This window comes from Serratia sp. CY52157 (genome assembly GCF_052168495.1).
Classification (GTDB): domain Bacteria; phylum Pseudomonadota; class Gammaproteobacteria; order Enterobacterales; family Enterobacteriaceae; genus Serratia; species Serratia ureilytica.
In genome coordinates this window covers 574,915-598,699 of record NZ_JBJNMO010000001.1, presented here as the reverse complement: position 1 = coordinate 598,699, position 23,785 = coordinate 574,915, and the positions used below count along the sequence as shown (strand labels likewise).

Annotated in this window: 22 protein-coding genes; 15 read left to right on the top strand and 7 right to left on the bottom strand. The window is 61.8% G+C overall.

Features of this window, described 5'->3' with window-relative positions:
* The first annotated feature begins 47 nt into the window (after window positions 1-47).
* Window positions 48-1,667 (top strand): maltose/glucose-specific PTS transporter subunit IIBC, encoded by a 1,620-nt coding sequence (malX, locus tag ACJ8IP_RS02985; RefSeq protein WP_069100786.1) that lies wholly within the window; start codon window positions 48-50, stop codon window positions 1,665-1,667.
* Window positions 1,660-2,841, top strand: a complete 1,182-nt coding sequence (locus tag ACJ8IP_RS02980) for a MalY/PatB family protein (protein WP_099782904.1) — start codon at window positions 1,660-1,662, stop codon at window positions 2,839-2,841. The genes malX and ACJ8IP_RS02980 overlap by 8 nt, the downstream gene beginning before the upstream one ends.
* A gap of 32 nt (window positions 2,842-2,873) precedes the next feature.
* On the opposite strand, the gene ACJ8IP_RS02975 is transcribed toward ACJ8IP_RS02980, so the two are convergent.
* The gene (locus ACJ8IP_RS02975; RefSeq protein ID WP_033640470.1) at window positions 2,874-3,242 is read right to left on the bottom strand and encodes a hypothetical protein; all 369 of its coding nucleotides are present in this window, start codon (window positions 3,240-3,242) and stop codon (window positions 2,874-2,876) included.
* Entirely contained in the window at window positions 3,239-3,835 is a 597-nt protein-coding gene (locus ACJ8IP_RS02970; protein WP_016927885.1) for an NUDIX domain-containing protein, read from the bottom strand. The genes ACJ8IP_RS02975 and ACJ8IP_RS02970 overlap by 4 nt, the downstream gene beginning before the upstream one ends.
* A gap of 96 nt (window positions 3,836-3,931) precedes the next feature.
* Here ACJ8IP_RS02970 and ACJ8IP_RS02965 point away from each other — a divergent pair, with 96 nt between their 5' ends.
* The 3 genes from ACJ8IP_RS02965 to ACJ8IP_RS02955 all read left to right on the top strand — a co-directional run bounded on the left by ACJ8IP_RS02965 (window position 3,932) and on the right by ACJ8IP_RS02955 (window position 6,484).
* The gene (locus tag ACJ8IP_RS02965; RefSeq protein WP_033650520.1) at window positions 3,932-4,687 is read left to right on the top strand and encodes a DeoR/GlpR family DNA-binding transcription regulator; all 756 of its coding nucleotides are present in this window, start codon (window positions 3,932-3,934) and stop codon (window positions 4,685-4,687) included.
* A gap of 135 nt (window positions 4,688-4,822) precedes the next feature.
* Window positions 4,823-5,821 (top strand): adenosine deaminase, encoded by a 999-nt coding sequence (gene add / locus ACJ8IP_RS02960; protein WP_016927887.1) that lies wholly within the window; start codon window positions 4,823-4,825, stop codon window positions 5,819-5,821.
* Window positions 5,822-5,938: 117 nt separating this feature from the next.
* A complete protein-coding gene (locus ACJ8IP_RS02955; protein WP_147838601.1) occupies window positions 5,939-6,484 on the top strand; it encodes an AAA family ATPase in 546 nt (181 codons plus the stop codon).
* Window positions 6,485-6,495: 11 nt separating this feature from the next.
* Here the strand turns inward: ACJ8IP_RS02955 and ACJ8IP_RS02950 are convergent, their stop codons facing one another.
* On the bottom strand, window positions 6,496-7,500 hold the full coding sequence (locus ACJ8IP_RS02950; protein WP_033640474.1) for a bile acid:sodium symporter family protein: 1,005 nt from the start codon (window positions 7,498-7,500) through the stop codon (window positions 6,496-6,498).
* A 73-nt stretch (window positions 7,501-7,573) separates the two neighbouring features.
* A complete protein-coding gene (locus ACJ8IP_RS02945; RefSeq protein WP_147880565.1) occupies window positions 7,574-8,614 on the bottom strand; it encodes an oxidoreductase in 1,041 nt (346 codons plus the stop codon).
* A gap of 224 nt (window positions 8,615-8,838) precedes the next feature.
* Between ACJ8IP_RS02945 and ACJ8IP_RS02940 the strand changes: the two genes are divergently transcribed.
* The 4 genes from ACJ8IP_RS02940 (at window position 8,839) to rsxC (ending at window position 12,987) form a co-directional block, all read left to right on the top strand.
* Window positions 8,839-9,279, top strand: a complete 441-nt coding sequence (locus tag ACJ8IP_RS02940) for a DUF2569 domain-containing protein (protein WP_004938446.1) — start codon at window positions 8,839-8,841, stop codon at window positions 9,277-9,279.
* A gap of 135 nt (window positions 9,280-9,414) precedes the next feature.
* Window positions 9,415-9,996, top strand: a complete 582-nt coding sequence (gene rsxA, locus ACJ8IP_RS02935) for an electron transport complex subunit RsxA (protein ID WP_004938443.1) — start codon at window positions 9,415-9,417, stop codon at window positions 9,994-9,996.
* Window positions 9,996-10,568, top strand: a complete 573-nt coding sequence (gene rsxB / locus ACJ8IP_RS02930; protein ID WP_004938428.1) for an electron transport complex subunit RsxB — start codon at window positions 9,996-9,998, stop codon at window positions 10,566-10,568. The genes rsxA and rsxB overlap by 1 nt, the downstream gene beginning before the upstream one ends.
* On the top strand, window positions 10,561-12,987 hold the full coding sequence (rsxC, locus tag ACJ8IP_RS02925; protein ID WP_197801295.1) for an electron transport complex subunit RsxC: 2,427 nt from the start codon (window positions 10,561-10,563) through the stop codon (window positions 12,985-12,987). Before rsxB ends, rsxC begins: the two co-directional genes overlap by 8 nt.
* Before the next feature lie 33 nt (window positions 12,988-13,020).
* On the opposite strand, the gene ACJ8IP_RS02920 is transcribed toward rsxC, so the two are convergent.
* Window positions 13,021-13,914 carry a helix-turn-helix domain-containing protein gene (locus ACJ8IP_RS02920; protein WP_442524298.1) on the bottom strand — a complete coding sequence of 298 codons (894 nt, stop codon included), beginning with the start codon at window positions 13,912-13,914 and terminating at the stop codon, window positions 13,021-13,023.
* A gap of 365 nt (window positions 13,915-14,279) precedes the next feature.
* On the opposite strand from ACJ8IP_RS02920, the gene rsxD reads away from it, so the two are divergent.
* From rsxD to dtpA, 5 genes are all read left to right on the top strand, one after another.
* Window positions 14,280-15,365 (top strand): electron transport complex subunit RsxD, encoded by a 1,086-nt coding sequence (rsxD, locus tag ACJ8IP_RS02915; protein ID WP_033652582.1) that lies wholly within the window; start codon window positions 14,280-14,282, stop codon window positions 15,363-15,365.
* 9 nt (window positions 15,366-15,374) lie between these two features.
* A complete protein-coding gene (gene rsxG, locus ACJ8IP_RS02910) occupies window positions 15,375-16,004 on the top strand; it encodes an electron transport complex subunit RsxG (protein WP_033652583.1) in 630 nt (209 codons plus the stop codon).
* Window positions 16,001-16,699 carry an electron transport complex subunit E gene (locus ACJ8IP_RS02905; protein ID WP_033652584.1) on the top strand — a complete coding sequence of 233 codons (699 nt, stop codon included), beginning with the start codon at window positions 16,001-16,003 and terminating at the stop codon, window positions 16,697-16,699. The genes rsxG and ACJ8IP_RS02905 overlap by 4 nt, the downstream gene beginning before the upstream one ends.
* Window positions 16,699-17,340: an endonuclease III gene (gene nth / locus ACJ8IP_RS02900; RefSeq protein ID WP_019455952.1), complete on the top strand. Its 642-nt coding sequence runs from the start codon at window positions 16,699-16,701 to the stop codon at window positions 17,338-17,340. Before ACJ8IP_RS02905 ends, nth begins: the two co-directional genes overlap by 1 nt.
* Window positions 17,341-17,943: 603 nt before the next feature.
* On the top strand, window positions 17,944-19,458 hold the full coding sequence (gene dtpA, locus ACJ8IP_RS02895) for a dipeptide/tripeptide permease DtpA (protein WP_033642946.1): 1,515 nt from the start codon (window positions 17,944-17,946) through the stop codon (window positions 19,456-19,458).
* A 75-nt stretch (window positions 19,459-19,533) separates the two neighbouring features.
* Here dtpA and ACJ8IP_RS02890 read toward each other — a convergent pair whose 3' ends face one another.
* Both ACJ8IP_RS02890 and ACJ8IP_RS02885 read right to left on the bottom strand, forming a co-directional pair.
* On the bottom strand, window positions 19,534-21,627 hold the full coding sequence (locus ACJ8IP_RS02890; protein WP_060660769.1) for a prolyl oligopeptidase family serine peptidase: 2,094 nt from the start codon (window positions 21,625-21,627) through the stop codon (window positions 19,534-19,536).
* Window positions 21,628-21,821: 194 nt separating this feature from the next.
* On the bottom strand, window positions 21,822-22,385 hold the full coding sequence (locus ACJ8IP_RS02885) for a helix-turn-helix domain-containing protein (RefSeq protein WP_033642943.1): 564 nt from the start codon (window positions 22,383-22,385) through the stop codon (window positions 21,822-21,824).
* Between the two features lie 115 nt (window positions 22,386-22,500).
* On the opposite strand from ACJ8IP_RS02885, the gene ACJ8IP_RS02880 reads away from it, so the two are divergent.
* Window positions 22,501-23,688, top strand: coding sequence for a benzoate/H(+) symporter BenE family transporter (locus ACJ8IP_RS02880; RefSeq protein WP_033642942.1), 1,188 nt, complete (start codon window positions 22,501-22,503; stop codon window positions 23,686-23,688).
* The last annotated feature ends 97 nt before the right edge of the window (window positions 23,689-23,785 follow it).

Sequence of the window (23,785 nt, the reverse complement as noted above, 5' to 3'; positions counted from 1 at the left end):
ATCAGAAGTCCCCTTTTTGCTCGTCTTTTCGCCAGGAGAAGTCGGTTATGTCAGCAGCCAATAAACCCAAAATCACCCTCTGGGAGTTCTTCCAGAGCCTGGGCAAAACATTCATGTTGCCCGTCGCCTTGCTCTCTTTCTGCGGCATCATGCTGGGGATCGGCAGCTCGCTGAGCAGCCGTGACGTGATCACCCTGATGCCGTTTATCGGCCATCCGATCTTCCAGCTGATCTTCACCTGGATGAGCAAGATAGGCTCCTTCGCCTTCAGCTTCCTGCCGGTGATGTTCGCCATCGCCATTCCGCTGGGCATGGCGCGCGACAACAAGGGCGTCGCCGCCTTCTCCGGCTTCGTCGGCTTCGCCGTGCTGAATCTGGCCACCAACTTCTACCTGACCGCCGCCGGCGTGCTGCCCACCAGCGATCCGTTGGTGCTGAAGGCCAACAACATCCAAAACATTCTCGGCATTCAGTCGATCGACACCGGCATCCTCGGCGCAGTGATCGTCGGCATCATCGTGTATCTGCTGCATGAACGTTTCCACACCATCCGGCTGCCGGATGCGCTGGCCTTCTTCGGCGGCACCCGTTTCGTGCCGATTGTCACCACCGTGACGCTGGGCCTGTGCGGCCTGCTCATCCCCCTGATCTGGCCATGGTTCGCCGCCGGCATCAACGGCCTGGGGCGCATGATCAATGGCGCCGGCATTTTCGGGCCGATGATTTTCGGCACCGGCGAACGCCTGCTGTTGCCGTTCGGTCTGCATCACATACTGGTGGCGCTGATCCGCTTTACCGAGGCGGGCGGCACGATGGAGGTGTGCGGCCACAGCGTCAGCGGCGCCCTGACCATCTTCCAGGCGCAGCTCTCCTGCCCGACCACCACCGGTTTCGCCGAAAGCGCCACCCGCTTCCTGTCGCAGGGTAAAATGCCGGCGTTCCTCGGCGGCCTGCCGGGCGCGGCGCTGGCGATGTACCACTGCGCCAAACCGGAGAACCGCCATAAAATCAAGGGGCTGTTGATTTCCGGCGTGGTGGCTTGCGTCGTCGGCGGCACCACCGAGCCGATCGAGTTTCTGTTTCTGTTCGTCGCGCCGTTCCTTTATCTGATCCACGCGCTGCTCACCGGGTTGGGCTTTACCGTGATGGCGCTGCTGGGCGTGACCATCGGCAACACCGACGGCAACATTATCGACTTCGTGGTGTTCGGCATTCTGCACGGCACCGCCACCAAGTGGTATCTGGTGCCGGTGGTGGCCGCCATCTGGTTCGTCGGCTATTACGCCATTTTCCGCTTCGCCATCCGGCGCTTTAACATCAAAACGCCGGGCCGTGAGAGCGACGGCGCCGTCACCCAAAGCGCGCCAAGCGGCGCAGTGGGCAAATCCGGCTACAATGTGCCGGCGATTTTGGCGGCGCTCGGCGGCCCGGACAACATCATTACGCTGGACAACTGCATCACCCGCCTGCGCCTGTCGGTCAACGACATGAGCCAGGTGGACGACGCGGCACTGAAGGCCAACCGCGCCATCGGCGTAGTGCATCTCAACGATCATAATCTGCAGGTAGTGATCGGCCCGCAGGTGCAATCGGTGAAGGATGAATTAGACTCACTGATAGCCACGGCGCGCCCTGCCGCGGCGCTGCAGGGAGCCACCCATGTTTGATTTCTCTACCCCGATCGACCGCCACGGCACCTGGTGCACCCAGTGGGATTACATCGCCGATCGCTTCGGCAGCGCAGACCTGCTGCCGTTCACCATCTCCGATATGGATTTCGCCACCGCACCGTGCATTCTCGAGGCGCTGCAACAGCGCCTGCAGCACGGCGTGCTGGGCTACAGCCGTTGGCAGCATGAGGATTTTCTCGGCGCGCTGCGCCACTGGTATCAGCAACGTTTCAACACCGCTATCGACACCGCAACGGCGGTGTACGGCCCTTCCGTTATCTACATGGCGGCGCAGCTGATCCGCCAATGGTCCGTGCCGGGCGACTACGTGGTGACCCATACCCCGGCCTACGACGCCTTCTATAAGGTGATCCTCGCCAACCAGCGCCAGCTGCTGGCCTGCCCGCTGCACAAGGCCGCAGATGACTGGCGCTGCGACATGGCGCACCTCGAAGCGTTGCTGGCGCGGCCGCAAACCAAGATCCTGCTGCTGTGCAGCCCGCACAACCCCACCGGCAAGGTGTGGCGCCGCGAAGAGCTGCAGCAGATGGCCGAACTGTGCGAACGCCACGACGTGAGGGTGATCAGCGATGAGATCCACATGGACATGGTCTGGGGTGAACACCGCCATACGCCCTGGAGCCAGGTGGCGACCGGCCCCTGGGCCTTACTGACCTCCGGCTCCAAGAGTTTTAACATTCCGGCGTTAACCGGCGCCTACGGCTTTATCAGCGACGACGCCAGCCGCGAAGCCTATTTCCAGCAGCTCAAAGCCCGCGATGGCCTCTCCTCGCCGGCAGTGCTGGCGGTGGCGGCGCACGTAGCCGCCTATCGGCGCGGTGAACCCTGGCTGGATGCCCTGCGCGACTATCTGCAGGATAACCTGACCTACGTCGCCGAACGGCTGGCGGAGGCGTTTCCCGCGCTGGGCTGGCGCCCGCCGCAGGCCACCTATCTGGCCTGGATCGATCTGCGGCCGCTGGCCGTGGACGATCGGGCGCTGCAGCAGGTGCTTATCGAGCGTGAAAAGGTGGCGATCATGCCGGGCTTTACCTACGGCGAAGAAGGCCGCGGGTTCCTGCGCCTCAACGTCGGCTGCCCGCGCAGCAAGCTGGAAGCCGGCATGGACAAACTGATCGCCGGGTTGAAGTTTGTGCTGGACGAGAAATAACGCGAGGGGGCGAGCCTCTGCCCGCCCCTCGGTTACGCCTGAACAGACGGAATTTCCTCCAGATGACGATAGACCGTCAATCCCCATTCGTTAGCCAACCGCACGTCGTTATCGGCCCCCGCAGACGCCCCTTCGATGCGATACACCGCCTGACACTGCGCAATCAGTCGGTGAGCCACCGGGTAAAGAAACGCCTCGCTGACCGCATCGCCAACCTGAGTGGAACCCGCCGCGGCCGCCAAAGGCAGCGCCAGCCATTCGCCGATCACCGGCACGTGCCCCCGTTGGTAGACCGCCAGCGCCGCCTGTTCGAGGCGCGCCAGATTGGCGGCGATACGCTGCGGATCGCCATCGGTGCCGCTGCGATAAGGGCCGGCGATCAAGATTTGTTGGGCTTTCATCGTTGTTCCTCCAACGTCCGATTCAAGGCGACAAACTGCAGCAGCATGATGGTTTTGGCGTCAACGATCGTACCCTGACGAACCGCCTGCAGGGCCTGCGCCAGCGGCAGCTCGATCACCTCCAGATCTTCCCCCTCCGCCGCCAGCCCGCCGCCCTCGTTGAGGCGGTCGCTCGCCTGATATTCGCCGACGAAAAAGTGCAGCTTTTCGGTGACCGAACCAGGGCTCATGTACGCCTCAAACACTTTCTCCACGTTCTGCACGAAGTAGCCGGTTTCCTCTTCAACTTCGGCGCGGATGCGCGCCTCCGGCGACGCGTCGTCCAACAGCCCGGCGGCGGCCTCAATCAGCATGCCGTCATGACCGTTGACGAACACCGGAAAGCGGAACTGGCGTGTCAGGATCACCGTCTGCGCCTGCCGGTTGAACAGCAAAATCACCGCGCCGTCACCGCGATCGTAAGTCTCACGGCTTTGCCGCTGCCAGACGCCATCGCGCCGCAGAAAATCAAAGGTGGTTTTTTTCAGCAGGTACCAGTCATCGGACAACACCCGGGTTTCGACAATACGAACCCTGTCTTTGGTGGCTATCATCGGTTTACTCCGCCAGAGGAAGGAAATTGATACTATCGTGCAGTTTCGTGTATGATCAAGATATTTCGTGCATAGGAAATTTGAGAGGAAATGGCCATGTTGACCAGCCAACGCAAGAAGATCATTTTGGAAAAACTGGCCCAGGAGGGTCAGGTCTTGGCCAAACAGCTCAGCGAGATGTTCGGGCTGTCGGAAGATACGATCCGGCGCGATCTGCGTGAACTGGACGCCGAGGGGTTGCTGCAACGGGTGCATGGCGGCGCCCTGCCGGTTTCTTCCGCCATCGCCAGCTTCGCCGAACGCAATCAATTGGAATCCGGCGCCAAACGCGCGATCGCCAAAGCGGCGGCGGCGCTGATCGCCCCCGGCCAGGTGGTGATCATCGACGGCGGCACCACCTCCGCAGAGCTGGTCAGGCAACTGCCGGCCAACCTCAACGCCACCATCGTCACCCACAGCCCCAGCGTCGCCGTGGGCCTGGTCGATCACCCCACGGTCGAGGTGATCCTGATCGGCGGCCGACTGTATAAGCATTCGATCGTCAGCGTCGGCGCCGCCGCCGTAGAAGCGATGTCGCATATCCGCGCCGATATTTATTTCATGGGCGTGACCGGCGTGCACCCCACCGCGGGGCTGAGCACCGGCGATCTGGAAGAAGCCTACATCAAGCGCGCGCTGGCGGCCCGTGCGGCGGAAACCGTGGTGCTGGCTTCTGCCGCCAAGCTTAATGCCGCCTCGCAGTATGCGATCGGCGATATTACGCTGGCGCACACCATCATCGTTGAGCGGGCTACCGATGACGCGCTGATCGCGCCGTTGCAGCAGGCGGGGGTCAGCGTGTTGAAAGCCTGATTCACGACGATAATGCGATACACCCCGCATTATTTGTGATGCAAGTCACTTTTTTATGCAACGCAATGGCAAGTTTCATCCATTTGTTTTTATACTGTTCTGCACTTTACCTACGATAATTAGCGAGTGCCCAGCATGATCGATCCCCGCCTACCGCTTACCGATATTCACCGCCATCTCGACGGCAACATCCGCGCGCAGACCATTCTCGACCTCGGCCGCCAGTTCAATCTCGCCCTGCCGGCCAACGATTTGGAGAGCCTGCGCCCGCACGTGCAGATCACCCATGCCGAACCGGATCTGGTCAGCTTCCTGCAGAAACTGGACTGGGGCGTGGCGGTGCTGGGCGATCTGGACGCCTGCCGCCGGGTGGCATACGAAAACGTCGAGGACGCCGCCAACGCCGGCCTGCACTATGCCGAGCTGCGTTTCTCCCCTTACTACATGGCGATGAAGCATCAACTGCCGGTCGCCGGCGTGGTGGAAGCGGTGATCGACGGGATCCGTTCGGGCTGCCGCGATCGTGATATCGACATTCGCCTGATCGGCATCATGAGCCGCACCTTCGGCGAGGCCGCCTGTCTGCAGGAACTGGAAGGATTGCTGGCGCACCGCGACGGCATTACCGCGCTGGATTTGGCGGGCGATGAGCTGGGCTTCCCCGGCAGCCTGTTCCTCAGCCACTTCAACCGCGCCCGCGACGCCGGCCTGCGCATCACCGTGCACGCGGGCGAAGCCGCCGGCCCGGAAAGCATCTGGCAGGCGATCCGCGAGCTGGGCGCCGAACGTATCGGCCACGGGGTGAAAGCGGTCGAAGACCCGGCGCTGATGGACTTCCTGGCGGAACACGGCATCGGCATCGAATCCTGCCTGACCTCCAACATACAAACCAGCACCGTGCCGTCGCTGGCGCAGCATCCGCTGGCCACCTTCCTGCGCCACGGCGTGCTGGCGTCGATCAACACCGACGATCCGGCGGTTCAGGGCATCGAGATCGAGCATGAATACCGCGTCGCCGCGCCGCAGGCCGGGCTGACGCCGGAAGAAATCCGCACCGCGCAGGAAAACGGCCTGAAGCTGGCTTTCCTCAGCGAGCAGGAAAAACAGGCGCTGCGCGCCAAAGTTCAGGGCTAAATCCCCCCAGGCGCCAAACGGCGCCTTCTTCTCATCCCTCTCCCCGCCGTCTTCTTCCGACTGCTCGTCTTTATCGCTGTGTTACCCCATGACTCTGCCGCAAAAGAGGAATTTCGCATGTCTGACAAAACACGCCGCATCGTGCTGACCGGCGGCCCCGGCTCGGGCAAAAGCACGCTCATCGACGTTCTTCATCGCCGCGGCTTTCCGCACTCGCAGGAGGCCGGCCGGGCGATTATTCAGGATCAGGTGAGTATCGGCGGCCATGCGCTGCCGTGGGGCGATCGCCAGGCCTTCGCCGAGCGGATGCTCGATTGGGAACTGCGCTCATGGCGCGAAGCAACGGGGGAAACATGCTGGTTCTTCGATCGCGGGCTGCCGGATATCGCCGGGTATCTCACGCTGTGCGGACTGCCAATCCCCGCGCATTTGACAGCGGCGATCGGCGCCTTTCGCTATGCCGAAAGGGTGTTCATCGCCCCGCCGTGGCAAGCGATCTACGCGCAGGACAGCGAAAGAAAGCAATCTTTCGCCGAAGCCGAGCAAACCTATCGGGCGATGGTGGCCGTCTATCGCCGCTATGGCTATCGGCTGCAAGAGCTGCCGCGCGCCTCACCCGATGAGCGCGCCGACTTTCTGCTCGACGCGCTGGGCCGCCGTTAGCGGCCTGCGGCCTATTTGGCCGCCAGCGCCTCCGCCTCGGCCCGCTGTTTGGCGGTTTTACGCGCATAGCGCTGCGCCAGCACCGCGCACACCATCAGTTGCACCTGGTGGAAAATCATCAGCGGCAGCACCATGGCGCCCACCGCCGCGGCCGGGAACAGCACGTTGGCCATCGGGATGCCGTTCGCCAGGCTCTTTTTCGAACCGCAGAAGACGATGGTGATTTCATCGGCGGTGTTAAAGCCCAGCCAGCGCGCCGCGTAGGTGTTGATCACCAGCACCACCGTCAGCAGCACCAGCGACATCACCAGGATGGTCAGCAGCGACCAGCCGTCGATGCGATGCCAAATCCCTTCCACCACCGCCGCGCTGAACGCGGTATACACCACCAGCAGGATCGACGAACGGTCGGTCAGGTTGATCAGTTTGCGATGGCGATCGATCCACTTGCCGATCAATGGCCGCGCCAGGTGGCCGATCACGAACGGCACCATCAATTGCAAAATGATCGAACCGATGGCGTGCAGCACGTCGGTATTGCCGCCCTGGGTATGCATCAACGCCCCCACCAGCAGCGGCGACAGGAACACGCCGAGAATGCTCGACGCCGAGGCGCTGCAAATCGCCGCCGCCACGTTGCCGCCTGCCGCCGACGTAAAGGCGATGGCCGACTGCACCGTGGCCGGCAGCGCGCACAGATAGAGGAAGCCGAGATAGACCGTCGGCGTCATGATGCCCGGCACCAACAGGTTCATCGCCAGCCCGAGCAGCGGGAACAGCGCAAAGGTGCTGAGGAACACCAGCAGATGCAGCTTCCAGTGACTCATGCCGGCGATGATCGCCTCGCGCGACAGCTTGGCGCCGTGCATAAAGAACAGCAGCGCGATGGCGGCGGTGGTCAGGTGTTCAAAGAAGGTTTTCCAGATGCCTTCGCAGGGGAACAGCGAGGCGACGATCACCACCAAAATCAGAACCAGCAAAAATTTATCAATGCGCAAACGCTGCAACCAGGACATGAAACGGATTTCCTTGCACGTAGAGTCGTAAAAAGGCCCGACGTTGCGCCGGGCCACAGAAAAGTGGGCGGGATCAGACCACCGGCAGCGCCTGCTGCAGCCGGGCTGATTCCAGCCCCAGTTCGATCAATGCCATCACCGCGATGGCGTCGGCGGCCGGCACCGGATTTTCGCCTATGCCGGCAATCGCGTCGCGCACCGCCGCGTAATAAGCCGGGTAGTTGCCGGGAATATTGAGCAGCGGCTGTTCCGCCAGCAGGTCGCCACGTGACAGCGTCACCACACCCTCGCGCATGTCATAGCCCCAGTCGGCCTGCGGCAAGCGTTCGCCGGCCTTCAGCCGGTCTTCCTGCGGATCCAGGCCGTATTTGACATAGCTGCCGCGAGTGCCGTGCACCACATAGCGCGGGCTCTCCGCCGCCGCCAGCATGCTGGCGTGCAGCACCACACGGCGATCGCCATAGCTCAGCAGCGTGTGGAAATAGTCCACCGCCTGCGCCCCCGGCCGCAGCTCACCCAGATCGACAAACAGCCGCTCGGGTTTGCCGAAGAGTTGCAGCGCCTGATCGAGCAGATGCGGCCCCAAATCGAACCAGATGCCGCTGCCGACGCCGCCCTGTTCGCGCCAGCGCTGACGCACCTGTGGCCGGTAACGATCGAAGTGCGACTCGAAGTACACCACCTCGCCCAGCGAACCGTCGTTCAGCAGCGCTTTGAGGGTCAGGAAATCGCTGTCCCAGCGACGGTTGTGGAACACCGACAACAGCAAACCGCTCTGCTGCGCCTGTTGCTGCAGCGCCTGAGCTTGTGACAATGTCACGGTAAACGGTTTGTCCACGACCACGTGCTTGCCGGCGGCCAGCGCCTGTTGCGCCAGCGGGAAATGGGTATCGTTGGGGGTAGGAATCACGATCAGATCGAGGGCCGGATCGGCGAACAGCGCCTGCGCATCGCCCACCACCGTCATCGACGGCCAGTCCGCGCGCACTTTGCCGGCATCGCTGCTGGAAACGGCGGCCAGCTCCAGCCCGGGCGTACCGGCGATCAGCGGCGCATGAAAGGTTTTGCCGGCGTAGCCGTAACCGACCAGCCCGACACGAATTTTCTCAGCCATGGGATTTCCTCTTGCAGGCTCACGACACACCCTTTCGATTTGACACCATGCGGACGGCTGGAACAAGAAGTAAATGAGATGTTAATTCGAAGCGGGGTCGGAGTAGCCAAACGTGCGGCCCGGCCCCGCGACGCCGAGCTATCCGGTTGATAGGGATGACGAAGCCGGTATTACCCGCTAAGCTATGCCGCCTGTGATCCCCGATTCAATCAGGAAGCCGTTTTATGTCTCAAGCTGAATACTCTCGTATCGGCGGTTGGTTGCTGGCCCCGCTGGCCTATCTGATCGTCACCCTGCTCAGCGCCAGCCTGATGCTGCTCCTGTACGCCATGGCGATCTTCATGCCCGAGTCGCGCGACTATCTGTTGACCAACGCCCAGGCGTTTACCCTGCAATGGTACTTTTCGGTGTTGACCACGCTCTTGATGTGGGGCTTCACCCTGTGGCTGGTGTTTCTGTTTTGCCAGCGGTCGCAGCGCTTCCCTAAACTGTTCTTGTTATGGCTGCTGATCACGGTGATCCTGGCGGTGAAAGCCTTCGCCTTCGCGCCGGTGCCGGATGAAGTGGCGGTGCGCAGCCTCGGCTGGCCGCTGCTGATGGCGGCGCTGCTGGTGCCTTACATCAAGCGTTCGCAGCGGGTCAAAGGGACCTTTACCGAACGTTAAAGGCGATTGCAGCACGTTTTATTGGGTGATTTGTGTAAATTTTCACCAAAAAAGGCAATACCCCTGCGATTCATATGTTGTCGTCCGGCCGCCGATTCCCGATAATAGGCGGCTTTTATTTTTTTAGGCATCGCAATGACCGAATACCTGCTCCTGTTTGTCGGCACCGTACTGGTGAACAACTTCGTTCTGGTGAAGTTTCTTGGCCTGTGCCCGTTCCTCGGCGTTTCCAAGAAGCTGGAAAGCGCCATCGGCATGGGAATGGCCACCACCTTCGTCATGACGCTGGCCTCCGTCAGCGCCTGGGTGATCAACACCTTTATTCTGGTTCCGCTGGACCTGGTGTACCTGCGCACGCTCTCCTTCATTTTGGTGATCGCCGTGGTGGTGCAGTTCACCGAGATGGTGGTGCGCAAAACCAGCCCGGCGCTCTATCGCCTGCTGGGCATCTTCCTGCCGCTGATCACCACCAACTGCGCGGTGCTGGGCGTGGCGTTGCTTAACGTCAACCTCGGTTATAACTTCCTGCAGTCCGCCGTTTACGGTTTCAGCGCCGCCGCCGGTTTCTCGCTGGTGATGGTGCTGTTCGCCGCCATTCGCGAACGTCTGGCGGTGGCCGACGTGCCGGCGCCGTTCCGCGGCTCCTCGATCGCACTGATCACCGCCGGGCTGATGTCGCTGGCCTTTATGGGCTTTACCGGGCTGGTGAAATTCTAATGACTGCGTTGTGGATAGCTATCGCGGCTTTGAGCGCGCTCGGGCTGCTGTTCGGACTGGTGCTGGGCTACGCCGCGCGCCGTTTTGAGGTGGAAGAGGATCCGGTCGCCGAGCAGGTCGACGCGATCCTGCCACAGAGCCAGTGCGGCCAGTGCGGCTACCCCGGCTGTCGCCCCTATGCCGAGGCGGTGGCCAACGGCGAGATGATCAACAAATGCGCGCCGGGCGGCGAACAGGTGATGCTGAAACTGGCGGAGCTGCTCAACGTGGAGCCGCAGCCGCTGGGCAGCGAAGCCGCCGCCGAGCCGGAGCGTAAAGTGGCCTATATCGACGAGGCCAACTGCATCGGCTGCACCAAGTGCATTCAGGCTTGCCCGGTTGACGCCATCGTCGGTGCCACCCGCGCCATGCATACCGTCATTACCGACCTCTGTACCGGCTGCGATCTGTGCGTCGCCCCTTGCCCTACCGACTGTATTGAAATGAGACCGGTCGCCACCACCACCGCCAACTGGAAGTGGGACATGAAGACGATCCCGGTGCAAGTGATCCACGTGGAGCAACATGCTTAATCTGTTCGCCGCCTTTAAAAAAGACCGGATCTGGGATTTCGACGGCGGGATCCATCCACCGGAAATGAAGACTCAGTCGAGCGGCGCGCCGCTGCGTGTCGCCCCTCTGCCCAAGACCTTTATCATTCCGCTGCAGCAGCATCTGGGGCCGGAAGGCGAACTGTGCGTCAACGCCGGCGATCGGGTGTTGAAAGGCCAGCCGCTGACCGTCGGCCGCGGGCGCACCGTGCCGGTGCACGCCCCGACCTCGGGCACTGTTAGCGCCATCACGCCGCACATCACCGCTCACCCTTCCGGGCTGTCGGAGCTGTGCGTGATTATCGAGGCAGACGGCGAAGACCGCTGGTGCGAGCGCGAGCCGGTGGCGGATTACCGCCAATCGCCCGCCGCGGAGCTGATTCAACGTATTCATCAGGCCGGCATCGCCGGTCTGGGCGGCGCCGGTTTCCCGACCGCCAGTAAACTGCAAGGCGGCATGAGCGGCGTGGAAACGCTGATCCTCAACGCCGCCGAGTGCGAGCCTTACATCACCGCCGACGATCGCCTGATGCAGGAACATGCCGATCAGATCGTTGAAGGCACGCAGATCCTGCAACACATTCTGCAGCCCAAGGTCACGCTGATCGGCATTGAAGACAACAAGCCAGAGGCGATCGCGGCGCTGAAACAGGCGTTGCGCGGCCAGACCGGCATTGCCTTGCGCGTCATCCCCACCAAATACCCGTCCGGCGGCGCCAAGCAACTGACCAAGATTTTGACCGGCAAGGAAGTGCCGCACGGCAAGCACTCCTCCGCTATCGGCGTGCTGATGCAAAACGTCGGCACCGCCTTCGCCATCAAGCGGGCGATCGTCGACGGCGAACCGTTGATTGAGCGCGTGGTGACCCTGACCGGCGAGGCGGTCGAGCGCCCTGGCAACCTGTGGGCACGCATCGGCACGCCGGTGCAGCACCTGCTTGATTTCGTCGGTTTCCGTCCGCAGGCGCAGCAGATGGTGGTGATGGGCGGCCCGCTGATGGGCTTTACCCTGCCCGCGCTGAACGTGCCGATCGTCAAGATCAGTAACTGCATTCTGGCGCCGACGGTGGATGAAATGACGCCGCAGGAACCCGAGCAATCCTGCATCCGCTGCGGCCTGTGCGTGGACGCTTGCCCTGCCGGGCTGTTGCCGCAACAGCTGTACTGGTTCAGCCGCGGGCAGGAGCACGACAAGGCGCGCAACCACAACCTGTTCGATTGCATCGAATGCGGCGCCTGCGCGTTCGTCTGCCCCAGCAACATTCCGCTGGTGCAGTACTACCGGCAGGAAAAGGCCGAAATCAAGGCTATCGATTTGGAAGCGGCGCGCACCGCCGAGGCCAAGGCGCGTTACGAGGCCAAGCTGGCGCGTCTGGAGCGCGAGAAACTGGCGCGCGAAGAGCGGCACAAAAAGGCCGCCGTCAAACTGACCGACGACGATCAGGGGGCGGTACAGGCCGCACTGGCGCGCGTACGCAGCAAGAATGCCGAAGCGGCGGTTACGCCGGTCGACGGCCAGCAGCCGGACAACAGCGAGATGATCGCCGCCCGCGAAGCGCGTAAAGCGCAGGCGCGTGAACGGCGCGCCCAGTTGGCGGCCGAAGCGGAACAAGCCTCGCCGGCAACCTCAGGCGACGACGCGCGTAAGGCCGCCGTGGCCGCGGCGCTGGCCCGCGTGAAGGCGCGCAAAGAGGCACCGGCCGCAGACATCACCGCCCCTGCCGCGACAGAGGACGATCCGCGTAAAGCGGCAGTCGCCGCCGCCCTGGCGCGCGTGAAGGCCAAGAAAACGGCGCAGCAGGCGGACGCTCCCGCTGAGACAGAACCGGCTCCGGCTACCGCCGAAGAAGATCCGCGTAAAGCGGCAGTCGCCGCCGCCCTGGCTCGCGTGAAGGCCAAGAAAGCGGCGCAGCAGGCGGACGCTCCGGCCGAGACAGAACCGGCTCCGGCTACCGCCGAAGAAGATCCGCGTAAAGCGGCAGTCGTCGCCGCCCTGGCTCGCGTGAAGGCCAAGAAAGCGGCGCAGCAGGCGGACACTCCGGCCGAGACAGAACCGGCTCCGGCTGCCGCCGAAGAAGATCCGCGCAAAGCGGCGGTCGCGGCGGCTATCGCCCGCGCCAAAGCCAAGAAAGCGGCGCAGCAGGCGGACGCTCCGGCCGAGACAGAACCGGCTCCGGCTACCGCCGAAGAAGATCCGCGCAAAGCAGCGGTCGCGGCGGCTATCGCCCGCGCCAAAGCCAAGAAAGCGGCGCAGCAGGCGGACGTTCCTGCCGAGACAGAACCGGCTCCAGCTGCCGCCGAAGAAGATCCGCGCAAGGCGGCGGTTGCGGCGGCTATCGCCCGCGCCAAAGCCAAAAAAGCCGCCAGAGAATCGCTGGCGGCGGAAACGGAAGACAAATGATGACGGCGGCGCCTGGCCTACGCCGGGCGCCGTTTAATCGATAGAGATCAGATAGGTGTAGTCCACTTCAATCTGACGCAGTTTGGACTCCGGGTTCCACTCTTTGGTTTGAATGATCTCCATTTCCATACTGCCGCGCACCTTATCCTTCAGCCCCGGCATCACATGCGACACCAGATAACCGAAAAACTGCAGACACTCCTTCGCCGTGCCCTTATGGTTGATGGAGATAAACTCGCGGCTCGGCAGATGGATGGTGTCTATCTGATGATTGGAAAGAATGTCCTTTTTATGTTCAGGATCGACCGCCATCACCAGCGTGGACGACAGCTCGTCGCCTTCCCCGGCCTGCGGGCAATAAATGCTGTAAATTCGCCGGCAGTTGACGTGCAACCCCTTGAAGAAGTCATTGAAAATCTCGTCCTTCATCGCCATGCAGGACGCGTACTCCAGCTCTTGTTCGGAGGCGAAATCCAGCCGGCGCGAGAAGCCGACCAGCTGCATCTCGGGCAGCGTCAGCCGCTTCACTTCCGGATAATATCCCGCGCCGTAGCTGGCTTCGAAGTTAAAGCGCGGCATCAGGTTTTTCACGTCCCAGTGCTCCATCGAGCGGTAGCGATTGGGCGTGGTGCCGAAGCGCTGCTTGAACATGCGAGTAAAGGTCTGCTGCGAGTCGAAGCCCAGCTCATCGGAGATGTCGATGATGGAGCGACGGGTGATGCGCAGCGCCACCGCGGCGCGCGTCAGGATGCGCGAACGGATATAGGTGGCGAGTTGAATGCCGGTAATACGCTTGAATTTACGCTGCAGATGCCACTTGGAATAGCCCGAAATACGCGCAACTTCATCCAGGTTTGGCCGTTTCTCCAGATGTATCTCCACCCACTCAATTAGCTCTTCAATAAAAAAAATGTCTTCATTTGTCATTATTATGGATTCACTGACTCAATAATGTTCGCGATAGTAACCTACACGTATTATGTGAAAGTTGTTATTTTGTGCGGAAATCTGGACAAAAATGATATTTCATTCATACGGTTACCCCATTTCTCAGGGGCGATGGCGGCACAAGTTCCACAGACAATTCCTCACGTTAGCCCATTTTCCGGCCAAAAAAAAATCAAATCGCGCCACGCCGATCTCAACGGGTGCGAAAAGCCGAATACCCCTATCATTAAGGCGTATTACCCTCGCATCGAATCAGGTAGAATGCTCGGCTATTATTTTTGCCGCGCCTGCAATTCGGCGCATCGAAACTGCCGCAGGCGCGGCGCAGAAGGTATCGTTACTCTATGAAGTTCAGGCCGGTATCACCCACAGCCGCCAAAGGCTTACACATCGCCAGCTCGCCGTTCACCCACAACCAGCAAAGCACCAGCCGCATTATGCTGTGGGTGATGTTGGCCTGCATTCCCGGCATCGCAGCACAGATTTGGTTCTTCGGTTATGGCGTGCTGATTCAGGTGGCGCTGGCGGCGATCGTCGCGCTGGCCGCAGAAGGCGCGATCCTCAGGCTGCGCAAGCTGCCGGTGCGCAGCCGGCTGGCGGACAACTCCGCCCTGCTGACCGCGCTGCTGCTCGGCATCAGCCTGCCGCCGCTGGCCCCGTGGTGGATGATCGTCATCGGCACCTTCTTCGCCATCGTCATCGCCAAACAGCTGTACGGCGGCCTTGGGCAGAACCCGTTCAATCCGGCGATGGTCGGTTACGTGGTGCTGCTGATCTCCTTCCCGGTGCAGATGACCAGCTGGTTGCCGCCGGATGAGCTGCGCGCCACCGCGCTGTCGTTCCACGACACGCTGCTGGCCATTTTCAGCGGCCATACCGCTCAGGGCGCGACGCTGCACGAATTGCAGATGGGCGTTGACGGCATCAGCCAGGCTACGCCGCTCGACGGCTTCAAAACCGGTTTGCGCAGCGGCCACAGCGTTGAACAGGTGTTGCAGCAGCCGCTGTTCGGCGGCGCGCTGGCGGGCATCGGCTGGCAGTGGGTCAACCTCGGCTTTCTGGCCGGCGGCCTGTTTATGCTGGCGCGCCGCCTAATCCACTGGCAGATCCCCTTCAGCATGTTGGCCGCTATCGCCTTCTGCTCCGGTCTGGCCTGGTGGCTCGATCCGGCGCATCAGGCTTCGCCGCTGATCCACCTGTTCTCCGGCGCCAGCATGCTGGGCGCGTTCTTTATCGCCACCGACCCTGTCAGCGCCTCCACCACGCCGAAGGGCCGTTTAATCTACGGCGCGCTGATCGGCGTGCTGGTCTGGCTGATCCGCGTTTATGGCGGCTACCCTGACGGCGTGGCCTTCGCTGTGCTGCTCGCCAACATCACCGTCCCGTTAATCGACCACTACACGCAGCCGCGCGTGTACGGCCATCGCTAAGGAGCCGCCATGCTGAATTCCATGAGAAAGCACGGCACCACGCTGGCGGTGTTTGCGGCGGTCACCACCGGCCTCACCGCCGTGGTCTACGCCCTGACGAAAACCACCATCGCGCATCAGGCGGCGCTGCAGCAAAAAGCCCTGCTCGATCAGGTGGTGCCGCCGGAAAATTACGACAACGTCATGCAGAACGAATGCTTCCTGGTCAGCGATCCGGCGCTGGGCGACGGCGCGCCACACCGTTTATACCTGGCGCGCAAAAACGGGCAACCGACCGCCGCCGCGCTGGAAACCACCGCGCCGGACGGCTACTCCGGCGCCATCAAGCTGCTGGTCGGCGCCGATTTCAACGGCACGGTACTCGGCACCCGGGTGATTGAACACCATGAAACCCCGGGGCTGGGCGACAAGATCGAACTGCGCATTTCCGACTGGATTTCCTTCTTCAGCGGCAAGAAAATCGAAGGCCCGGACGACAAACGCTGGGCGGTGAAGAAAGACGGCGGCATGTTCGACCAATTCACCGGCGCCACCATCACCCCGCGTGCGGTGGTCAATGCGGTGCGCCGCACGGCGTTGTATATGGAAACGCTGCCGCCTAAACTTGAAAGCTTACCTGCGTGTGGAGCCAGCGAATGAGTGAAGCCAAAGAATTGATCGTCCAGGGGTTGTGGAAGAACAACTCCGCCCTGGTGCAGCTGCTGGGCATGTGCCCGCTGCTGGCGGTGACCTCCACCGTCACCAACGCGCTGGGGCTGGGGCTGGCCACCACGCTGGTGCTGACGCTCACCAACGCCTCCATCTCCGCGGTGCGTCTCTGGGTGCCAAGCGAAGTGCGTATTCCGATCTACGTCATGATCATCGCCGCGGTGGTAAGCATCGTGCAGATGCTGATCAACGCCTATGCCTTCGGTCTGTATCAGTCGCTCGGCATTTTTATTCCGTTGATCGTGACCAACTGCATCGTCGTGGGCCGCGCCGAAGCGGTGGCCGCCAAGAAACCGGTCGGCCTCTCGGCGCTGGACGGCATGGCCATCGGCCTCGGCGCCACCGGCGTCATGGTGACGCTGGGTTCAATGCGCGAGCTGCTGGGCAACGGCACGCTGTTCGACGGCGCCGATCAACTGCTGGGCGGCTGGGCCAAATCGCTGCGCATCGAAGTGGTGCACTTCGACAGCCCATTCCTGCTGGCCATGCTGCCGCCAGGCGCCTTTATCGGCCTGGGCCTGCTGTTGGCGGTCAAGTATCTGATCGACGAAAAAATGAAGGCGCGCAAAGCCCGCGCCGTGGCGGCGGAACCGCTGCTGGAACAAGGACGTGCTGAGAAGGCCTGATGAACAAGCAGAAGCGACTGGAAATTCTGACCCGGCTGCGCGACAACAATCCGCATCCGACCACCGAGCTGGTGTACACCACGCCGTTTGAGCTGCTGATCGCGGTATTGCTGTCTGCGCAGGCCACCGACGTGAGCGTCAACAAGGCGACCGCCAAACTCTATCCGGTCGCCAACACCCCCGCCGCCATGCTGGCGCTGGGGGTTGATGGCGTCAAGGAGTACATCAAGACCATCGGTCTGTTCAACAGCAAGGCCGAAAACGTGATCAAGACCTGCCGCATGCTGCTGGAGCTGCACGGCGGCGAAGTGCCGGAAGATCGCGCCGCGCTGGAGGCGCTGCCGGGCGTTGGCCGCAAAACCGCTAACGTGGTGCTCAACACCGCCTTCGGCTGGGCGACCATCGCCGTGGACACCCATATCTTCCGGGTGTGCAACCGCACCCACTTTGCGCCGGGCAAGAACGTCGATCAGGTGGAGGAGAAGCTGTTGAAGGTGGTGCCCGCCGAATTCAAGGTCGATTGCCATCACTGGCTGATCCTACACGGACGCTACACCTGCATCGCGCGCAAACCGCGCTGCGGCTCCTGCATCATCGAAGACCTGTGCGAATATAAAGAAAAGGTTTATCCGGAATCCTGAGTCCGTTGGGTGCGGTAAACCGCACCCGCCGCGTCCACTTCCCTCGCCAACGCCGCTTTTTATCAAAAATGTGATATCGCGCAGCAGTAACCCCGGCGTTATCGCGGTTTTCAGTAAGAAACCCATCGCTGCGTTATTTTCAAGCAAAAAATTAGTCGAAAATTGCGGTGAACGTCACGCTTTCGGGATCACAAGGCGTTCACAAATGCCAGCCCCGTTTTCCTGAATTTCTATAATTTTACAAATCGCGCCATATACACAACATTCCAACGGATTAATAACCTCACGTACACTGATACGCTAAAAAATAGCAATTCAGCAGAATATATCCCTGTTTAAAATTCGTATAGCTTTTAGTCAAAACAAAAAATCGATAAACCACTAAAAGCCGAAAGTTAATACTGCATAACATTTGCAACATCGCGGCATAATCCTGCTGGCGTTAAATGTAACCGAATATGACAAACTGCTTGCCACGTTGACAAAGATAGTGAACATTAACCGCCGTCCCCATCCTATAACAACGCAAAAGGATGCCGTTCCGCATCAACTTTTGTACTTTCCCGTCCCCTAAAGACGGGCTGCGAAAAAACAGAGGTACCAGTGTCAACAGCAAACAACCAACACCAGGAGAGCGTGAGCCTTAACGCGTTCAAACAACCGAAAGCATTCTATCTGATCTTCTCGATCGAACTGTGGGAGCGCTTCGGCTATTACGGCCTGCAAGGCATCATGGCGGTTTATCTGGTCAAGATGCTCGGTCTGAGCGAAGCCGACTCCATCACCCTGTTCTCTTCTTTCAGCGCCCTGGTATACGGCTTCGTCGCCATTGGCGGCTGGCTGGGCGACAAGGTGCTGGGCGCCAAACGCGTGATCGTGCTCGGCGCGCTGGTGCTGGCCGCCGGTTACGCCATGGTGGCCTACTCCGGCCACGACATCTTCTGGGTCTACCTGGGCATGGCGACCATCGCCGTGGGCAGTGGCCTGTTCAAGGCTAACCCGTCCTCCCTGCTCTCCACCTGCTATGAGAAAGACGACCCGCGTATCGACGGCGCCTTCACCATGTACTACATGTCGGTGAACATCGGTTCCTTCTTCTCCATGCTGGCTACCCCGTGGCTGGCGGCGAAGTACGGCTGGAGCGTGGCGTTCTCCCTGAGCGTGGTCGGCATGCTGATCACCCTGGTCAACTTTATGATGTGCCACAAGTGGGTGAAGAAAAACGGCTCCAGGCCTGACTTCAAGCCGCTGCATCTGCCGAAACTGCTGATGGTGCTGGTCGGCATCGTGGCGCTGGTCGCCGTGTCCAGCTGGCTGCTGCACAACCAGGTGATCGCGCGCTGGGCGCTGGCCTTCATCTCCGCCGGGATCGTGATCGTGTTCGCCAAGGAAGCCTTCGCCCTGCATGGCGCCGCACGCCGTAAAATGATCGTCGCCTTCCTGCTGATGCTGGAAGCGGTGGTGTTCTTCGTGCTGTACAGCCAGATGCCGACGTCGCTGAACTTCTTCGCCATCCACAACGTGGAGCACAGCATCTTCGGCGTCGCCTTCGAGCCGGAGCAGTACCAGGCGCTGAACCCGTTCTGGATCATGCTCGCCAGCCCGATTCTGGCCGCGTTGTATAACAAGATGGGCGATCGCCTGCCGATGCCGCACAAGTTCGCTTTCGGCATGATCCTGTGTTCCTGCGCCTTCCTGGTGCTGCCATGGGGCGCCAGCTTCGCCAACGAACAGGGCATCGTGTCGGTCAACTGGCTGATCCTGAGCTACGCGCTGCAGAGCATCGGCGAGCTGATGATTTCCGGTCTGGGTCTGGCGATGGTGGCGCAGCTGGTGCCGCAGCGTCTGATGGGCTTCATCATGGGTTCCTGGTTCCTGACCACCGCCGCCGCGGCGCTGATCGCCGGTAAAGTCGCCGGTCTGACCGCCGTCCCTAGCGATATCAACGACGCGCACGCTTCACTGGCCATCTACAGCCATGTGTTTATGCAAATCGGCATCGCCACCGCCGTCATCGCCATCCTGATGATGCTGACCGCGCCGAAACTGTACCGCATGACGCTGGACACCAGCGAAGACCTGAATCAGAAAGCGCAGGAAGCCACGGCGGCTCACTGATCGCCTGTGGATTGAGCGTAAATAGAAACGCCGGGGTTAACCCCCGGCGTTTTTTTATGCCCGCAAGAAACGTGTTTACGCTGGCTTTCGCTTGCCGCTCAGGTTGGCCCACATGAATTCGCTCACCAGCGCGCTGTGGAACGCCGCCTGTTGCTTGTCGGCGGCGGCGCTGTGCCCACCCTCGGTATTTTCGTAGAAGTAAGCCTGCTGATACCCCATCGCCTGCATGCGCGCCGCCATTTTGCGCGCGTGGGCCGGGTTGACACGATCGTCGCTGGTGGCGGTATAGAACAGCACCGGCGGATAGGCCGTTTTCGCCTGAATATTGTGGTACGGCGAGAAGGTTTTGATATAGGCCCACTGCTCCGGCTTGCTCGGATCGCCGTATTCCGCGATCCACGACGCGCCGGCGGAGAGTTGGGTATAGCGCTGCATGTCCAACAGCGGCACTTCGCAGACGATGCAGCCGAACAGCTGCGGATACAGCGTCAGCATATTGCCTACCAGCAGGCCGCCGTTGCTGCCGCCGCGCGCGCCGAGATGCGGCGCGGAAGTCACCTTGCGCGCGAACAGGTCTTCGGCCACGGCGGCGAAATCCTCATAGGCGCGATGACGATTCTGCTTGAGCGCCGCCTGATGCCAGGCCGGACCATATTCACCGCCGCCCCGAATGTTGGCCACCACGTATACCCCGCCGCGCTCCAGCCAGGCCGGCGCCTTGCCGCCCAGATAGCCCGGCAGCAGCGGCACTTCAAACCCGCCGTAGCCGTACAGCAGCGTCGGCGTGCTGCCGTCCAGCTTGAGATCTTTGGCGGCGATCTGGAAATACGGCACGCGGGTGCCGTCCTTGGAGCGCGCGAAATGCTGGCTGACCTGATAGCCGGCGGCGTCAAAGTCCTGCGGCGCCTGTTTCAGCAGCGTCGCTTCCCCGCCGTCGAGGTTGCCCATATACAGCGAGGTCGGCTGCAGGAACCCGCTGACCGTCAGGAAATAGGCGTTGCTCTCGTCGTCGATGCCGCCGGCGGAAAGGGTGCTGATGGCGCCGGGGTTGCCCAGCGGGCGACGTTGCCAGCTGCCGCCCTGCGGCGTCAGCACTTCCAGTCGGTTGACCACGTTATCCATGATGCTGAGGATCAGGTGATCGCGAGTGCCGCTGTAGCCGCTCAGCGCCTGCTCCGCCGTCGGGGTAAACAGCGGCTGCAGCTCGCGCTTGCCCGCCAGATAGTCGTCGAAATTGGCCGCCAACAGCGAGCCGGACGGATAGCGCTTGCCGCCCACGTCCCAATCGCTGCTCGGCTTGATCAGCAGCCATTCCCGATGCGTATCCAGCTCGGCGTCGGCGGGGATGTCGATTTTTTTCTGCCGGCCGTCCTGAGTCAGCAAGAAATAGTCGCGGCGGTAGAAGTCCAGGCTGCGGCCGACGAAATCGCGCTCAAAGCCCGGCGTGCGGTCGTGATAGGCGAAGACCGCCATGTCCTCGGGCTGCGCTTCATACAACGTTTCCGCGGCGCTCAGCGGCGTGCCGCGCCGCCAGCGTTTGGCGATGCGCGCGTAGCCGGACTGGGTCATCGAGCCGGGGCCGAAATCGGTGGCGATGAACAGCGTGTCCCGATCGACCCAGGAAACCCGGCTTTTCGCCACCGGTACGTTAAAACCGTCTTTGACGAAGCGTTTGGCCACCAGATCGAATTCGCGGATTTCGGTGGCGTCACCGCCGTCCGGCGACAGCTGCATCAGGCAATAACGGTATTCCGGCGCCAGCGGCTGCGAGCCCTGATAAACCCAATCTTTGCCCTCCGCCTTGCCCAGCGCATCGATATCCAGCACCGTCTCCCAGGCCGGTTTGGCCTTGCGGTACTCGTCCAGCGTGGTACGCCGCAGCAGGCCACGCGGGTTGGCCTGATCCTGCCAGAAGTTGTAATAGTACTCGCCGCGTTTGCTCACCCACGGGATCTGGGTGTCTTTATTGAGGATATCCAGGACTTCGCGCTCAATGCGCTGAAAGTCTTCGCCCTGGCCGAAACGTGCCACGGTGCGCTGATTTTCCTGCTGCACCCATTGCAGCGCTTTTTTACCCTGCAGCTCTTCCAGCCACAGGAATTCATCGCCGGCGGCCGCGCCGCCCTCCGCCGCCATCGCCAGGCGGATACTGTTGGGTAATGAAGTCATCGCGAATACGGCTCCTGCGGTTTGCGCACTGAGTTTAATAAACTGACGTCGATTGGTGACCGGCAAAATCAAGCTCCTTTTGAGTCGGCTGCAACGCCGCCCCGTCATGGGCGACAGCCTGTGAAATAAGAGTCATTTTCAACAAGGTAGGCGTTTGGCGGCGCGGAGTCAAAGCCCGCGGCCGCCGCGTTGAGTCAGGATTGAGGATAGTGGATCAGATCGTGAATGCGCACCGTGTGTGAACCGGCGTTGCGGTAGGCATGCGGCCGATCGGCCTGAAAGCGCATCGCCTCGCCGGCCGCCAGGCTGTGCCACTCGCCGTCTATCGCCAATTCCAACCGGCCGCTGATCACGATCACATGCTCAATCACGCCCGGCTCATGCGGCGACGATTCGCTGAGCGCGCCCGGCGCGAGATCGATGACGAACATGTCGAAACCCAGCTGGCGATCGTAGGGAAACAGCGGCACCACGCGCATATCGGCGTTGTCCTGATCGTACACCGGCAGTTCGCCGTAGCGGTGCAGCGTCGCCTGCTGCTGCGCGGGCGACGCCTCAAGAAAGGCGGAGAACGCCACGTTGAAACCGGTGGCGATCTTCCACAGCGTCGCCACCGTCGGGCTGGATTCGCCGCGCTCAATCTGCCCGAGCATCGCCTTGCTGACGCCGGTGTATTCCGCCGCCTGCGTCAGGCTCCAGCCGCGCTGCGCGCGCAGCGTGCGAAGGGTGTGCGCCAAATGGCCGGCAAGTTCCTGCATCCTGTTCTCCTCTGCGTATCGCGCTCGATTATACCCGCTTGTGCGCTATAGCGCACGGTGCTATGCTGATTTCTTACCGTGCGTTATAACGCACACTCACCGATTGGAGCTCCTCATGCGCCCAGCCCTCTCCTTGCGCCATCTGACCCTGCCCGCCGTCATGGCCGGCTTTGTCGCCGTTCTGGTCGGCTACACCAGCTCTGCCGCCATCATTTTCCAGGCCGCCGCCGCCGCAGGCGCCACGCCGGCGCAGATCGGCGGCTGGCTGAGCACGCTTGGGATCGCGATGGGCGTCACCTCGCTGGGGCTTTCGCTGTACTATCGCACCCCGATCCTCACCGCGTGGTCGACGCCAGGAGCGGCGCTGCTGGTCACCAGCCTGCCCGGCACGCCGATCAATGAGGCGATCGGGGTGTTCATCTTCGCGTCGGGCCTGATCCTGCTCTGCGGCGTCACCGGGCTGTTCGCCCGCCTGATGGATTATATTCCGCAGGCGATTTCTGCCGCGATGTTGGCGGGGATCCTGCTGCGTTTCGGGCTGGACGCCTTCGCTTCGCTGCAGCTCAATTTCCTCCTCAGCGCCGGTATGGGCCTGGCCTATCTGCTCAGCCGCCGTTACCTGCCGCGCTACGCCATCGTACTGACGCTGGCGATTGGGCTGGCGATCGCCGCGCTACAGGGCGATATCCATCTGGCGCAACAGGCGCCGGCGGTCGCCGTGCCGGAATTTATCGCGCCGCATTTCAGCTGGCCGACGCTGCTCGGCATCGGCGTGCCCTTCTTCGTGGTCACCATGGCTTCACAGAACGCCCCCGGGATCGCTACGCTGCAGGCGGCGGGCTACCGTGTCCCCACCTCACCGCTGATCGCCTGGACGGCGCTGACCGCGCTGCTGTTGGCGCCATTCGGCGGTTTCTCGGTGTGCATCGCCGCCATTACCGCCGCCATTTGCATGGGGCCGGACGTGCATCCCGATCCACAGCGGCGCTATATGGGCGCGGTGGCCGCCGGCGGCTTCTATTTGTTGGCCGGGTTGTTCGGCGGCGCCATCGGCCTGCTGTTCAGCGCGTTGCCGGTCGCCTTGATCCACACCATCGCCGGGCTGGCGCTGCTCGGCACCATTGGCGGCAGCCTGCAACGCGCGCTGCATGATGAAAAACAGCGCGACGCGGCGCTGATCGCCTTCCTCATCACCGCCTCCGGCGTCACGTTGCTCGGCATCGGTTCGGCATTCTGGGGCATTGTCGGCGGCGCCATCGCGCATCTGCTGCTGTCGCTGCCGCGGCGAACCACCGTGACGTAAGGGGCGGTCTACATTGACAAGCGGCGCCGTGGCGCCTTCACTTTCTCTGTCGTCTGAATGTCAATTCACATAATAAGTGACGCCGTCACCAAGGAAG

What these genes read in the sequence shown, in the direction of transcription:
- malX (WP_069100786.1), top strand. Translation starts at nt 48, where the DNA reads ATGTCAGCAGCCAATAAACCCAAAATCACCCTCTGGGAGTTCTTCCAG.
- ACJ8IP_RS02945 (WP_147880565.1), bottom strand. Translation starts at nt 8,614, where the DNA reads ATGGCTGAGAAAATTCGTGTCGGGCTGGTCGGTTACGGCTACGCCGGC.
- ACJ8IP_RS02885 (WP_033642943.1), bottom strand. Translation starts at nt 22,385, where the DNA reads ATGCAGGAACTTGCCGGCCATTTGGCGCACACCCTTCGCACGCTGCGC.
- ACJ8IP_RS02980 (WP_099782904.1), top strand. Translation starts at nt 1,660, where the DNA reads ATGTTTGATTTCTCTACCCCGATCGACCGCCACGGCACCTGGTGCACC.
- ACJ8IP_RS02880 (WP_033642942.1), top strand. Translation starts at nt 22,501, where the DNA reads ATGCGCCCAGCCCTCTCCTTGCGCCATCTGACCCTGCCCGCCGTCATG.
- nth (WP_019455952.1), top strand. Translation starts at nt 16,699, where the DNA reads ATGAACAAGCAGAAGCGACTGGAAATTCTGACCCGGCTGCGCGACAAC.
- rsxD (WP_033652582.1), top strand. Translation starts at nt 14,280, where the DNA reads ATGAAGTTCAGGCCGGTATCACCCACAGCCGCCAAAGGCTTACACATC.
- ACJ8IP_RS02920 (WP_442524298.1), bottom strand. Translation starts at nt 13,914, where the DNA reads ATGACAAATGAAGACATTTTTTTTATTGAAGAGCTAATTGAGTGGGTG.
- ACJ8IP_RS02975 (WP_033640470.1), bottom strand. Translation starts at nt 3,242, where the DNA reads ATGAAAGCCCAACAAATCTTGATCGCCGGCCCTTATCGCAGCGGCACC.
- rsxA (WP_004938443.1), top strand. Translation starts at nt 9,415, where the DNA reads ATGACCGAATACCTGCTCCTGTTTGTCGGCACCGTACTGGTGAACAAC.
- rsxG (WP_033652583.1), top strand. Translation starts at nt 15,375, where the DNA reads ATGCTGAATTCCATGAGAAAGCACGGCACCACGCTGGCGGTGTTTGCG.
- ACJ8IP_RS02965 (WP_033650520.1), top strand. Translation starts at nt 3,932, where the DNA reads ATGTTGACCAGCCAACGCAAGAAGATCATTTTGGAAAAACTGGCCCAG.
- ACJ8IP_RS02905 (WP_033652584.1), top strand. Translation starts at nt 16,001, where the DNA reads ATGAGTGAAGCCAAAGAATTGATCGTCCAGGGGTTGTGGAAGAACAAC.
- ACJ8IP_RS02940 (WP_004938446.1), top strand. Translation starts at nt 8,839, where the DNA reads ATGTCTCAAGCTGAATACTCTCGTATCGGCGGTTGGTTGCTGGCCCCG.
- ACJ8IP_RS02890 (WP_060660769.1), bottom strand. Translation starts at nt 21,627, where the DNA reads ATGACTTCATTACCCAACAGTATCCGCCTGGCGATGGCGGCGGAGGGC.
- add (WP_016927887.1), top strand. Translation starts at nt 4,823, where the DNA reads ATGATCGATCCCCGCCTACCGCTTACCGATATTCACCGCCATCTCGAC.
- rsxB (WP_004938428.1), top strand. Translation starts at nt 9,996, where the DNA reads ATGACTGCGTTGTGGATAGCTATCGCGGCTTTGAGCGCGCTCGGGCTG.
- rsxC (WP_197801295.1), top strand. Translation starts at nt 10,561, where the DNA reads ATGCTTAATCTGTTCGCCGCCTTTAAAAAAGACCGGATCTGGGATTTC.
- ACJ8IP_RS02970 (WP_016927885.1), bottom strand. Translation starts at nt 3,835, where the DNA reads ATGATAGCCACCAAAGACAGGGTTCGTATTGTCGAAACCCGGGTGTTG.
- ACJ8IP_RS02955 (WP_147838601.1), top strand. Translation starts at nt 5,939, where the DNA reads ATGTCTGACAAAACACGCCGCATCGTGCTGACCGGCGGCCCCGGCTCG.
- ACJ8IP_RS02950 (WP_033640474.1), bottom strand. Translation starts at nt 7,500, where the DNA reads ATGTCCTGGTTGCAGCGTTTGCGCATTGATAAATTTTTGCTGGTTCTG.